General features: G+C 63.7%; 11 protein-coding genes. 6 read left to right on the top strand and 5 right to left on the bottom strand.

Annotated features, from left to right (window positions below):
- Window positions 1-24: 24 nt before the first annotated feature.
- The 4 genes from HWY05_RS19710 to HWY05_RS19695 form a co-directional block, all read right to left on the bottom strand.
- Entirely contained in the window at window positions 25-645 is a 621-nt protein-coding gene (locus tag HWY05_RS19710) for a hypothetical protein (RefSeq protein ID WP_176059570.1), read from the bottom strand.
- A gap of 367 nt (window positions 646-1,012) precedes the next feature.
- Window positions 1,013-1,591 carry a YceI family protein gene (locus HWY05_RS19705; RefSeq protein WP_176059307.1) on the bottom strand — a complete coding sequence of 193 codons (579 nt, stop codon included), beginning with the start codon at window positions 1,589-1,591 and terminating at the stop codon, window positions 1,013-1,015.
- A gap of 60 nt (window positions 1,592-1,651) precedes the next feature.
- Window positions 1,652-2,251 (bottom strand): YceI family protein, encoded by a 600-nt coding sequence (locus tag HWY05_RS19700; RefSeq protein ID WP_176059306.1) that lies wholly within the window; start codon window positions 2,249-2,251, stop codon window positions 1,652-1,654.
- A 115-nt stretch (window positions 2,252-2,366) separates the two neighbouring features.
- A complete protein-coding gene (locus HWY05_RS19695; RefSeq protein WP_176059305.1) occupies window positions 2,367-2,921 on the bottom strand; it encodes a cytochrome b in 555 nt (184 codons plus the stop codon).
- Between the two features lie 237 nt (window positions 2,922-3,158).
- On the opposite strand from HWY05_RS19695, the gene HWY05_RS19690 reads away from it, so the two are divergent.
- Together HWY05_RS19690 and HWY05_RS19685 are read left to right on the top strand one after the other, a co-directional pair.
- Window positions 3,159-4,175 carry a sensor domain-containing diguanylate cyclase gene (locus tag HWY05_RS19690; protein WP_176059304.1) on the top strand — a complete coding sequence of 339 codons (1,017 nt, stop codon included), beginning with the start codon at window positions 3,159-3,161 and terminating at the stop codon, window positions 4,173-4,175.
- Between the two features lie 145 nt (window positions 4,176-4,320).
- Window positions 4,321-5,571, top strand: coding sequence for an arsenic transporter (locus HWY05_RS19685; protein ID WP_176059303.1), 1,251 nt, complete (start codon window positions 4,321-4,323; stop codon window positions 5,569-5,571).
- A gap of 83 nt (window positions 5,572-5,654) precedes the next feature.
- Here HWY05_RS19685 and HWY05_RS19680 read toward each other — a convergent pair whose 3' ends face one another.
- Window positions 5,655-5,927: a hypothetical protein gene (locus HWY05_RS19680; protein WP_035562942.1), complete on the bottom strand. Its 273-nt coding sequence runs from the start codon at window positions 5,925-5,927 to the stop codon at window positions 5,655-5,657.
- Between the two features lie 444 nt (window positions 5,928-6,371).
- On the opposite strand from HWY05_RS19680, the gene HWY05_RS19675 reads away from it, so the two are divergent.
- The 4 genes from HWY05_RS19675 (at window position 6,372) to HWY05_RS19660 (ending at window position 12,634) form a co-directional block, all read left to right on the top strand.
- On the top strand, window positions 6,372-6,665 hold the full coding sequence (locus HWY05_RS19675) for a hypothetical protein (RefSeq protein ID WP_035556163.1): 294 nt from the start codon (window positions 6,372-6,374) through the stop codon (window positions 6,663-6,665).
- A gap of 98 nt (window positions 6,666-6,763) precedes the next feature.
- Complete coding sequence (locus tag HWY05_RS19670; protein ID WP_176059302.1) at window positions 6,764-8,335, top strand: efflux transporter outer membrane subunit; 1,572 nt, start codon at window positions 6,764-6,766, stop codon at window positions 8,333-8,335.
- A gap of 4 nt (window positions 8,336-8,339) precedes the next feature.
- The gene (locus HWY05_RS19665) at window positions 8,340-9,506 is read left to right on the top strand and encodes an efflux RND transporter periplasmic adaptor subunit (protein ID WP_176059301.1); all 1,167 of its coding nucleotides are present in this window, start codon (window positions 8,340-8,342) and stop codon (window positions 9,504-9,506) included.
- Window positions 9,503-12,634 (top strand): efflux RND transporter permease subunit, encoded by a 3,132-nt coding sequence (locus HWY05_RS19660; protein WP_176059300.1) that lies wholly within the window; start codon window positions 9,503-9,505, stop codon window positions 12,632-12,634. Before HWY05_RS19665 ends, HWY05_RS19660 begins: the two co-directional genes overlap by 4 nt.
- Window positions 12,635-12,643: the final 9 nt, after the last annotated feature.

Here is a 12,643-nt window from a genome sequence, read left to right as displayed (position 1 = left end):
TCCAATCGCCAAAACCGCCGCGCGTTAATTGAACCGATAACTCACACCGATCTGCACGACCGGATAAACCTTGTAGCGCTCCACCTTATTGCTGATGTTCTGCTCTTCCTGGTCGATGTTGGCCTGGGTGGCGAGCATCGAATAGATCGCCGGCACGCTGTACGAGGTGCGCGGCCGTCCATAGGCGACACCGAGATCGAACGTCACGCCGAAGCCCTTCGAAACGGGCTTATGCCCATAGCCGATGCCGAGGTACGGCATCACGCGCGGCAGCGTGATCGTGGTGGATGGCGCGGCGCCCACCGCCGGCACGAACGCGTCGCCGATCTTGTAGTTGCCCTGCGCGTTCGGCACGGCGTGGGCCGTGACTTCGTCGTCGTTGATCAGCGCGCCCGCGGTCACGCGAAACCCGCTCGATTTGAACGGGAACAGATCGACATAGAGGCCGCCTTGCAGAAGCTTCAGATGACCGTCGTACTGGTTGCCGTCCACATTGAACGAACGCGACAGGCCAAAGCCTTCGAATTCCGCATGCACGCCCACCCACGAATTCAGCGGTAGCGCCGCGCCGACACCCGCGCCGAGCGTGCCGCCGTGTGCGTAGATTTCCTGAGCCTCGGCCTGCGTGCCCGCCGTCATTACCATCACCGTTGCGGCCAGGGCCGCAAGTTTCACCTGTTTCACCCAACGTCTCCAGACAAGGTTATTTCCGTGCTGGCGACTTTAAGGTTGAGCGGAGCGGTTCAAATGGGTGAATAACGGGGAGATGTGGCGGCTCTTCGCGCTCAAGTTTTCTGGCGCGACGAAACCGGAACTTATGACCTGAAAAAGACGGAATACGCCTGTTTTAAAGGGGTATTCGTAGGATGAATCGCGTGCTCGACGCTGTGCCCGGCACCCGCGCTGCACTCGAAAAGCGAGCCGATTCGTCAGATAAAAAAAGCGGTCGCGGTAATACGCGGATCTGCCGACCCGCTACCGCGACCGCCTTGCTACTCAACCAGAACGGCGTTTATTGCTTGATGCCTTCAGCCTGAATGTGCAGCGTGGTTTGCATCTTGAAGCCGTAAGCCTTGCCGAAGTCGATGCCGAAGTCGTCGCGATTGAACGTGGCGGTCGATTCGGTGCCGCACACTTCACGCTTGAGCATCGGGTTCGTGAAGCACTTGAACGATTCGATCTTCAGATTGACCGGCTTGGTGATGCCGTGCATGGTCAGCGTGCCGATCACTTCAACCGGCTTGTCGCCGTCGAAGCGGATCTGCGTGCCCTTGTACGTTGCGGTCGGGTACTTCGCGGCGTCGAAGAATTTTTCCGTGACCAGTTCCGCATCGAGCTTGTCATTGCCGATATCCACCGAGCTCATGTCGATCGTCACGTCCACCGTGCCGGTCTTCGCCGCGCGATCCAGCACGACGGTGCCGCTGCTCTTCTTGAACTTGCCGCGCCACGTCGAGATGCCGCCGAAGTGGTCGGTTTCGAAGCTCGGGTAGGTGTGGGTCGGATCGAGCTGATACGTGTCGGCCGCCATTGCGTTGAACGACAGGGCAGCGGCCAGCGCGCCGGCGGCGAGCAAAAAGGATTTCTTCAAGGTGTTCTCCAGATTTCTAAAGGGGATTTCTAAAAAGACTGCGGCGCTTCGGGTGTCGAATTACTTCTTCGAAGCGACGAGGTGAAATTTGATGACGACTTCGTCGGCCACCACCGAGGTATCTTTCCATTCGCCCGTGCCGACGTCGAACTGCGAGCGCTTGATGGGCAGCGAGCCGTCGAAGGTTTGCGTGGCGCCTTGCGCCGTGACGGTGACCGGCACGACGACGGTTTGCGATTTACCCTTGATGGTCAGCTTGCCGGTGATCTTGTACTGGTTGCCGCCGGCCGGCGCGATCGCGCTGGAAACAAAGGTCGCGGCCGGATAGGTTGCGCTGTCGAACCATTCCTTGCCTTGCGCCTGCTTGTTGTAGTCGTCCGCGCCGAGGTCGTAGCTGCCGGTGTCGATCGACACATTGGCGCTGCCGGCGGTCGGCCTGGCGGGATCGAAATTCAGTTGCGCGGAGAACTTTCTGAACTTGCCGTCGACCGGCACGTTCATCTGTTTCGTGGTGGCAATGACCGTGCTTTTGCTGGCGTCGACGTCGGCATGCGCGAGCCCGGCGCCGAACAGCGAAAGCGCCGCGATGCCGGTGAGGATCGGTCGAATCGCGGGACGAATTGCCGCGCGAACGGCGGAGTGATAAAGGTTTGATTTCATAGTGGTACGCATCCTATCGAACCCGCGTGCGTTGATTGCACACCGTGGGGAATTAGATTGCCAACAGGCTGTAGCCAATCGCCGGCTACGCCTGTCACATGATGGTCAGGCGACGTTACTTGAGGAACGGAATCATCCTTGCAAGCAAGCCGTCGCGGTCGACGAATTGATGCTTGAGCGCCGCCAGCACATGCATGACAACCAGCGCGAGCAGCGTGTAATTGAGCAGCACATGAACCGTGCGCAGCGTGGCCTTGAGCGCCTGATCCGGGCCGATGAAGGTAGGCAACGGCACGATGCCCAGATACACCACCTGAATACCGGCGGCGGAACTATAGAAGTAGCCGGACAGCGGAATAGCCAGCATCAGCAGATATAACAGACCATGCACCAGATGCGCCGCGGCCTTCTGCCACGTGGGCGTAGCGCTGTCGAGCGCCGGCGCGCGGTGGGTGGCGCGCCACAGCACGCGGATCACGGCGAGCGCGAAGACGGTCACGCCGATCCACTTGTGCCACGAGAAGTACTTGAGCTTGGTGGGCGTAAAGCCGTGGATATCGGTCATGATCCAGCCGATATAGAAACCGCAGATGATCAATGCAGCGATCAGCCAATGCAGCGCAATGGCGGTTCCGTGATAGCGATCAGGATCTGAAGGACGGGTTTTCATTCTTGTGCTGTGGGTTGGGCATGCGGTATCGCAGGTGAATGCGGATAGTAGGCAGGCCAATGAAAACTGAATAGACGGGTAGAAGAGAACAGATCGTTCTAGTGGTGACGCTAATGGCGCGTGGCATGAAACGCGAGGCGCTACGTAAGCTACGTAAGCCACATAAACGCGAAAACGCCTGACCGTACCCGGCGCTGTGTTAATTTGCCGGCTGGACCGCGAGGAAGGATTGAATCGATGAACAGCACTGGCAAACACAACGCGCCGCTCGGCGCGGATTTTCTGCGTCACGATTCCGCACCGGCCGCTGCCGGCGTGGAAGGTTACATAGAGCACGACGCCGCCGTCTACCGTACTTTGCTTGAATCGACGAAAGCGATTCCGTGGAAGATCGATTGGGCGACCATGGGGTTCGCCTATATCGGCCCGCAGATCGAAGCGCTGCTCGGCTGGGCGCCGTCGAGCTGGAAAACCGTGCAGGACTGGGCCGCGCGCATGCATCCGGAAGACCGTGACAAGGTGGTCGATTTCTGCGTCGCGCAGTCGAAGGCGGGCACCGATCACGAAGCGGACTATCGCGCGTTGACGAGCCGCGGCGAATACGTGTGGTTGCGCGACGTGGTGCATGTGGTGCGCGACGCGAACGGCGAGGTCGAGGCACTGGTCGGCTTCATGTTCGACATCAGCGAGCGCAAGAAGACCGAAGAGAAACTGGCCGAACTACAGCGCGAACTCGAAGCGCTGTCGTTCAAGGACGGCCTCACGGGCGTCGGCAATCGCCGCGAATTCGACGCCGTCTTGCAGCGCGAATGGAGCGCGGCGCAGCGGCATGCCGCGCCGCTATCGCTGATCATGGCCGACATCGATTTCTTCAAGTCGTACAACGACTACTACGGCCACGTGCAAGGCGATGCGTGCCTGAAGCGGGTGGCTGCCGTGCTGGGCGAAGCGGTGCGGCCGGGCGATTTCGTCGGCCGCTTCGGCGGCGAGGAATTCGTGCTGATTCTGCCGAATACCGGTGCGGAGGCCGCGCGGCAAGTCGTCGAACGATGCCGCGACCGGCTCTCGGCGGAGGAGATTGCGCACGAGCGTTCGCCGTTCCGGCAGACGGTCACCGCGAGTTTCGGCGTTGGCACGCTGATTCCGGCGTCCGATGCCGATCCGGTGGCGTTCGTGAATCTGGTGGACTCGCAGTTGTACCTCGCCAAAGACAATGGGCGCGACTGCATCGCGGCGGTGAACCGGGTGGGCTGATGGCGTGTGCCGTGGCGCCGGCGCGGCGTTGCTCTGGCACAAGCTTTGCTCCCTTAGCGCCGGCAGCGGGCGGCCCACCGGGCCTACCAGACCTGCCGCGTCCCGGACGCGCCTGTGCGCCACTCATTCTAATCAAGGCCACCTTTTGAATTCCGTTTTGCTGTCCTGGGGTATCGCCGCGGCCGCCACGGCCGGTGTCATCACCCGGCCGTTCAAATGGCCCGAGGCGGTCTGGGCCGTGGCCGGCGCGCTGCTGCTGGTGTCGTTGGGGCTGTTGCCGGTCGATCTGGCCATCGCGGCGGTCGGCAAAGGCACCGACGTTTATCTGTTTCTGTTCGGCATGATGCTGCTGTCCGAAGTGGGCCGTCGCGAAGGACTGTTCGACTGGGTCGCGGTGCTCGCGGTCAATCATGCCCAGGGTTCGCCGCGCAAGCTGTTCCTGCTGGTCTATCTGGTCGGCGTGGTGATCACCGCCTTTCTTTCCAACGACGCAGCCGCCGTCGTGCTCACCCCGGCCGTATTCGCCGCCGCCAAAAAAGCGAAGACGCACCCGTTGCCGCTGCTGTTCGTCTGCGCATTCATCGCCAACGCGGCGAGCTTCGTGCTGCCGATCTCGAATCCGGCCAACATCGTGCTGTACGGCAATCACACGCCCGCGCTCGGTGCGTGGCTGATGCGCTTCACGCTGCCTTCGCTGCTGTCGATCGTCGCGACTTACCTGATGCTGCGCTGGAGCCAACGCGACGCGCTGGCCGGCACCTGCGAGGCGAATCTGGAACCGCTCGCGCTGTCGGCGAGCGGCCGCGTCGCGCTCGCGGGTATCGCGGTGACGGCGGTCGCGTTGCTGACGGTGTCCGCGTTCGATCTGCCGCTCGGCCTGCCCACCGCGATCCTCGGCGCGCTGACGGCGCTGGTCGTGCTGATCCAGGAGCGCAAATCGCCGCTGCCGATGATCCGCGAAATCTCATGGAGCGTGCTGCCGCTGGTCGCCGCGCTGTTCGTGCTGGTCGAAATGCTCGATCACACCGGCGTCATCACGACGCTCGCCGGCCTGACGCAGCGCGCGGCGCTGCACAACGAAATGAGCACCGCGGGCTGGGCCGGCGCCGCCATCGCGTTTGGCAGCAACCTGATGAACAACCTGCCGGCCGGGCTGATCGCCAGTTCGACGGTGATGCAGGCGCATAGCCCGGAGCGCGTCATCGACGCGCTGCTGATCGGCGTCGACCTGGGGCCGAACCTGTCGATCACGGGGTCGCTCGCCACGATCCTCTGGCTCAACGCGATTCGCCGCGAAGGCGAAGACGTCGGCTTCCTGAAGTTTCTGAAGGTCGGCGCGGTGGTGATGGTGCCGGCGCTCGTGCTGGCGCTTGGCGCGCGGATTCTGATCCACTGAGCGGCGGCGCGCCGCGCGCACGCCTCGTCCGCCATTCTTCAGCACAACGGGAATTCACCAGGCAATCTTGCGGACAGCATGTTCTATGCTGGTTCAACAGCCTTTTTTGCAATCGATACGTTATCCGCGGCTGCCTGAGGCGCCGTGGCGACGATCCACGGCGTCACGCGAACCGGCGCCAGCGGAGGCGCGGCCACGTGGACCGGATCGACCGGCACGCCGCTGTAGACCGGCCGGGGCGGCGGCGCATAGACCACGGCGGCGGGCGGCAAGGCAAGCGTGCGGGCGAATGGGGTCGACGACCAGGCGAGACCGAGGGCGGTCAAGGTGGAGACGCAAACGCGGCGAATGGTCATGGAGTACTCCTGAGACGGTGAACGGCGCCGTGCTTCTTGCGGTGAAAAAAGCCTGTCGCGTGGTTCGGATTGCTTGAAAGCCGGGGCGTTCCGCGGGTTGCGGCGGCGCCGCTGACGGCGCTTGCTGCGTCGCTCGAGCCGGCAGACGAAAGATACGCAAAGCGCGTTAGGAACGGCATCGCAAAGTCATTTCATTCCATGTCACGCCGACCGGCCGTGGCGGCGCGATGGCGTGTTGGGAGTGCGTGCTGTATTGCGGCAAGGAACGTGAGCCTCGTGAGCCTTCACATGGCGCGGCGTTGATCGCGGCACCCGTCGGTCATGACATAAGTCGACATGATTCTGAAATTGCGTTCGCCCGGCGCTTGCCCAAGAATTCGGCCTGTCATTGAACGGATCGCGGCACCAGCAGGCGACGCTCGATGACCCATCAAGGAGTCGGTCATGAAGAAGTTGTTCGCCATCGTGTTGCTGTGCTGCGCATCCACCGCTACGTTCGCTCAATCCGCCGCGCCGCAGGCCGGTAATCCCCAGCGTATGCAGCGCATGGAGCAGCAGTTGCAGACGCGTTTCTCGAATGCCAACACCACGCACGACGGCAAGCTCACCAAAGACCAGGCGGCGGCCGGCATGCCGATGGTGGCCAAGCACTTCGACGAGATCGACGCGCAGAAAGCGGGCTACATCACGTTGCCGCAGATCGAGGCATTCATGCAGCAACGCGGGGCAGCGCACTGAGCCGCGCGGGTATCGGCGGGATCGTAGGGCCGTGGCGCGGCGCGCGAGCCGTTCCGCAGCCGAACCCTCAGTCGTCCTTTGACCCACCAGCCTGCGCGATGAAATCCGCCCCGTCCCGCCGTTTGCGCTTTGCCTGCGCGTCGATGATCGTCTCGATGAGCGTGGCATTGAGCGCCTGCAAGAGCGTCGGCCCCGATTTCAAACAGCCGGACGTGACGCTCGAAAACCGCTGGCTCGAAACCTTGCCGGACCCGGGGCAGGCCACGCCCGCCGCGCAGGCCGCCTGGTGGACCGCGTTCAACGACCCGGTGCTGAGCGCGCTCGAAGAGCGGGCTTACCAGCGCAACCTGTCGCTGCAGGTGGCCGGTCTGCATATCTTCAAGGCGCGCGCGCAACTCGCGACCAGCGCGGAAAATCTGCTGCCGCAGTCGGGCAGCGTGTCGGCGGGCGCGGACCATATCAACACCAGCGGCGTCGGACCGTTGCCGCCCACGCATTTATGGGCCGAACATTTACGCGTAAACGCCGGCTGGGAAATCGATTTCTGGGGTAAATATCGTCGGCAGATCGAATCGGACCGCGCGCAATTGCGGGTGTCGGAAGCTGCGTATGACAACGCGCTGGTGTCGCTGTTCGGCGACCTCGCGAATGCCTATATCGACTTGCGCACGCTCGATCAGCGCATCGCGGTGGCGCAGCAGAATCTCAAGTCGGTGCAGCAGAGCCTCACGCTGACGCAGGCGCGCTACCGGCACGGCGCGGCGACGCAACTCGACGTCGAACAGGCCGCCACGCTGGTGGCCGAAACGGAAGCGCAGATTCCACCGCTCATCAAGGCGCGTGCGCAGGACCGCGACACGCTGGCCGTGCTGCTCGCCGATCCGCCCGACGCCGTCGAGGCGCAACTCAAAGGCGGCACGGTGATTCCCGTGCCGCCCACGCAGATCGATGTCGGCATTCCCGCCGATCTGCTGCGGCGCCGTCCCGACGTGCGCCAGGCCGCGCTCAACGCGGCGGCGCAATCGGCGCTGATCGGCGCCGCGAAGGCGAAGCTGTATCCGTCGCTGTCGCTGACGGGGCTGTTCGGGTTGTCGTCGGGCGAACAGCACGGCATTGGTTTGACGCAGTGGGGCAGCAAGACGATCGGGCTGTTTTCCGCGGGCATCACACTGCCGATCATCGATCGCGGTCAGCTGAAAAACGCGGTGCGAGTTCAGGACGCGACGTTTCAGGAGGCCGTGCTCGACTATCAGAACACCGTGCTGCAGGCGCAGAAAGAAGTGGAAGACGCGATCGCCGCGTTGCGCACGTCGCTGGATGCGCTCGCCGCGTCCGCGCGCGCATCCGATGCATCGCAGCGCGCGCTGCGGCTCGCGAACGCGCAGTATCGCGCGGGCTCGGTGACCTACGATCCGGTGCTGGACGCGTCGCGTTCGGCGCTGCGCGACGGCGATGCGCTTGCGCAAAACCAGGGGCTGGCGGCGCTCGCGGCGGTGTCGCTGTATCGGGCGCTCGGCGGCGGATGGGAGGTCGCGCAAGGGCAGCAGGTGGTGAGCGAACAGATTGCCACGCAGATGGCGCAGCGCACGGATTGGGGGCGTTTGTTGAATCCGCCCGCCGGTTCCGCTTTGGCGCGTGCGAGCGTGGCGCAGCCTGAGAACGGGAAATAAGAACATGGCGAATCGATGCGTGAACAACGAGCGGGGCGGCGCTGAGCGTTGTGTGAAAAGCCGGACCCCATCCGCAATCGCCTTTGGCATTACTCCACCAGCAGTCATCACCCAGCTCGTACTCGCCGCGCTGATCCTCACGCTGACGGCTTGCCACGACAACACCACCCAGGCCGCGCAGAATGCACCGCTACCGCAAGTCAGCGTCAGCCGGCCGGTGCCTCGCGAAGTGCGCGAACAGCTCGACCTGAGCGGCACCGTCGCGCCTTCCGCCACGGTCACGCTGGTGGCGCGCGTGCAGGGCGTGCTGCAGCAGATCGGTTTCGCCGACGGCGCGTACGTCAAGCAAGGGCAGTTGCTGTTCCGCATCGAGCCGGATTCGTATCGCGCGCAACTCACTTACGACCAGGCCGCGCTCGTCAACGCGGATCAGGAACTGACGCGCCAGAAACAGCTCACGTCCGACAACGCGACCTCGGAATCGTCGTTGCAGAAAGCGCAGACCACGCGCGACCAGGCGCTTGCCAAACGCGACATGTCGCGCATCAATCTCGGCTATACGGAAATCCGCGCGCCGTTCGCGGGCCGCATCGGCGCGCGTTCATTCGACGTCGGCAATCTGGTCGGCGCATCCGACTCCAGCAAGCTCGCCACGTTGGACCGCATTCAACCGGTGTACGTGAATTTCACGCTGAACGAGCGCGACGCGAATCGTATCGGGCTGTTCACCCAACCGCCGCGCACCGTGCGCGTGAACGTGCTCGGCGCGCCGGCCGCGCAGGGTGAAGACGCCGCGCTCGAATTCGTCGATACCCGCGTGGATTCGGGCAGCGGTGCGCTCAAACTGCGCGCCGATATCGCCAATCAGGACGCGCATCTGATTCCCGGCATGTCGGTCGAGGTGCATATCCCCGCCGGCGCGCCGCACAACGTCATGCTGATTCCCGATACCGCCTTGCTGCGCGAGCAGGCCGGCACCTTCGTGCTGATCGTGAACGGCGCGGGTGTGATCGAGAAGCGCGCGGTGCAAACCGGCGGCCTGTACGGCGCCTTGCGAGCCGTTACCGTGGGCCTGAACGCAAACGATCAGGTGGTGACCGGCGGCGCGCTGGCCGTCGCGCCCGGCACCAAAGTGCAGGTGGTCGCGGCCGCGGCGCAGGCTCAGTCATGATCCGCTTCTTTGTCGAGCGGCCGGTTTTTGCCAATGTGATCGCGCTGATCGTGATGCTGCTGGGCGGCGTGGCGCTGATCAATCTGCCGATCGCGCAGTATCCGCCGATCACGCCGCCGACCGTGCAGGTGGTCGCGCGTTTTCCCGGCGCGAGTGCGGCGACGGTGATCGATCGCGTGGCGCTGCCGATCGAAACGCAGGTCAACGGCGTGGAAAACGCGCTGTACATGCAATCGACCAGCACCAACGACGGCACCTACACGCTGACCGTGACCTTCGCCGTCGGCACCGATGTCGACAAGGCGCAGGTGCTGGTGCAGAACCGCGTTTCCGCCGCCACCGCGCAATTGCCGCAAGCGGTGCAGCAGCAGGGCGTCACCGTGCGCAAGCGCTCCACCGCGATCCTGCAGTTGTACACGCTGCAATCGCCCGATCCGAAATACGATTCGCTGTTCCTCAGCAACTACGCGGTGATTTCGCTGCGCGACACGCTCGCGCGTTTGCCGGGTGTCGGCGACGTCACCGTGTTCGGCACCGGTCAATACAGCATGCGCGTGTGGCTCGATCCGCAGAAACTCAGCGAGCGCGGTTTGACCGCCGCCGACGTGGTACAGGCGATCCAGAGCCAGAGCAAAGACGTGAGCGCGGGCCAGCTCGGCTCGGAACCGAACGCGGGCGGCTCCGCGTTTCAACTGACGCTGACAATGCAAGGCGCGCTCACCGATCCGCACGAATTCGACGACATCATCGTCAAAGCCGATCCGAACGACGGCGGCCATTTCGTGCGTATTCGCGACGTCGGGCACACCGAACTCGGTTCATCCAGCTACGGGCAGTTCTTTAACCTCGACGGCAAACCCGCGGCCGGTATCGCGATCTATCAGTTGCCCGAGGCGAATGCATTGGAGGTCGGCAATGCGGTGAAGGCCACCATGGCGCGTCTCGCGAAAGACATGCCGAAAGGCATCAGCTACCAATTGCCATTCGACACGACGACCTTCGTGCGGCAATCGGTGCTCGACGTCTACAAGACGCTGTTCGAAGCGGCCCTGCTGGTGCTCGCGGTGATCCTGCTGTTTCTGCAGAACTGGCGCGCGATGCTGGTGCCCGCCACGACGATTCCGGTGACGATCATCGGCACGTTCGGCGCGATCTATCTGCTCGGCTTTTCGATCAACCTGCTGACGCTATTCGCGATCGTGCTGGCTATCGGGATCGTGGTGGACGACGCGATCGTCGTGGTGGAAGGGATCACGCAACATATCGAGCTAGGCAAGACGCCAAAGCAGGCGGCCATCGACGCGATGCACGAATTGCTGGGGCCGATTATCGGCATCACGCTCGTGCTGATCTCCGTGTTTCTGCCGTCGGCGTTTCTCGGCGGCGTGACGGGGCAGATGTACCGGCAGTTCGCGCTGGTGGTGGTCGCCACCACGGTGATCAGCGCGATCAACGCGGTGACGCTCAAGCCGGTGCAAAGCGCAAGGTGGTTGCGACCCGCGCGGCCGGGCAAGCCGAACGTGGTGTATCGCGTGTTCGACAAGGGCTACGCGCGTGTGGAAAGCGGCTACGTGCGGGTGGTCGCTTGGTTCGTGGCGCGTTGCCGTCTCGCGCTCGTGATCGCGCTGGCGCTCGGCGCGGCGTCCGCGTTTCTGCTCACGCGTATTCCCACCAGCTTCATTCCGCTCGAAGACCAGGGCTACATGCTGATCGCCGCGCAACTCGCGGACGCCGCGTCGCTCGGGCGCACTCGCGAGGCGAGCACGCAGATCGAAAAACTGATCGGCGCGATTCCCGGTGTGAGCCATGTGGTGTCGATCGGCGGCATCTCGCCACTCGACAATAACGCCTCGCTGCCGAACTCCGCGCTGATCTACGTGACGCTCGACGACTGGAGCAGGCGCGGCAAAGGCGAAGACCTGCGCTCGCTGTATCTGCGCATGAACCGCGAACTCGCGAAACTGCCCGACGTGCGCTCCGTGGTGATCGTGCCGCCGCCGATCCAGGGCCTGGGCAATAGCGGTGGTGTACAGATGCAGGTGATGCTGACCGACGGCTCGCAAAACTATCAGCGGCTGCAGGACGCTACCGACGCGTTGATCGCCAGCGTTTCAAAGCGCCCCGAATTGCAGCGCGTGTTCAGCCCGTTTCGCGCGTCGGTGCCGACCGTCGAACTGACGCTGGATCGCGCCAAGGCCGAATCGTTGCAAGTGCCGGTCGGCAATGTGTTCGATCTGCTGGAGGACTATGTCGGTTCCAGCTACGTGAACCAGTTCACGACCTTCAACCATACGTTCCCCGTGTTCGTGCAGGCCGACGGCGCGTTCCGTCGCGACACCGACGACATTCGCCGTTTGCAGATTCGCAGCAATAGCGGCCACATGGTCGAACTGGGCACGTTTATCGACGCGCACACGAGCGTCGGCCCGGCTGTCGCGACGCTCTACAACCTCGCCCCAGCCGCGGCCATCAACGGCAATCCGGCGAACGGCTACAGCACCGGCGACGCGATCGCGGCGTTCGAACAGGAAGCCGCGCGGATTCTGCCGGCCGGCGTCGGCTACGAATGGACCGCCATGTCGTATCAGGAGAAGCTGGTCGGCAACTCGGCCTACTGGGTGTTCGCCGTGGGCGTGTTGCTGGTGTTCTGCGTGCTGGCCGCGCAGTACGAAAGCTGGCTGCTGCCGGTCGCGGTGGTGCTGGCCGTGCCGCTCGCATTGCTCGGCACGGCGGGCACGCTGGCGTTGCTCGGCGCCGCCAACAACCTGTACACGCAGATCGGCCTCGTGCTGCTGATCGCGTTGTCGGCGAAGAACGCGATTCTGATCGTGGAGTTCGCGCGGCATTTGCGCGCGCAGGGCGTGGGCATTGCGGAGGCCGCGGTGGAAGCGGCGCGTTTGCGGTTCCGGCCGATCATGATGACCTCGTTCGCCTTCATTCTCGGCGTGGTGCCGCTCGTGATCGCCACCGGCGCGAGTGCGAGCGCGCGCCGTTCGCTCGGGATTGCGGTATTTTCGGGGATGCTCGCCTCCACCTGTATCGCCGTGCTGTTCATCCCGTCGTTCTATGTGCTGTTGCAGCGCCTGGCCGAACGGCACGCGGCGCGTCAGACGCCGCCCGACGCTTAAATCAAGGAG

Origin of the sequence: Paraburkholderia sp. BCC1876 (assembly GCF_902833695.1) — a bacterium.
Classification (GTDB): domain Bacteria; phylum Pseudomonadota; class Gammaproteobacteria; order Burkholderiales; family Burkholderiaceae; genus Paraburkholderia.
Note: the sequence above shows the minus strand (reverse complement) of the source record. Positions and strands in the feature narration are given on the sequence as shown.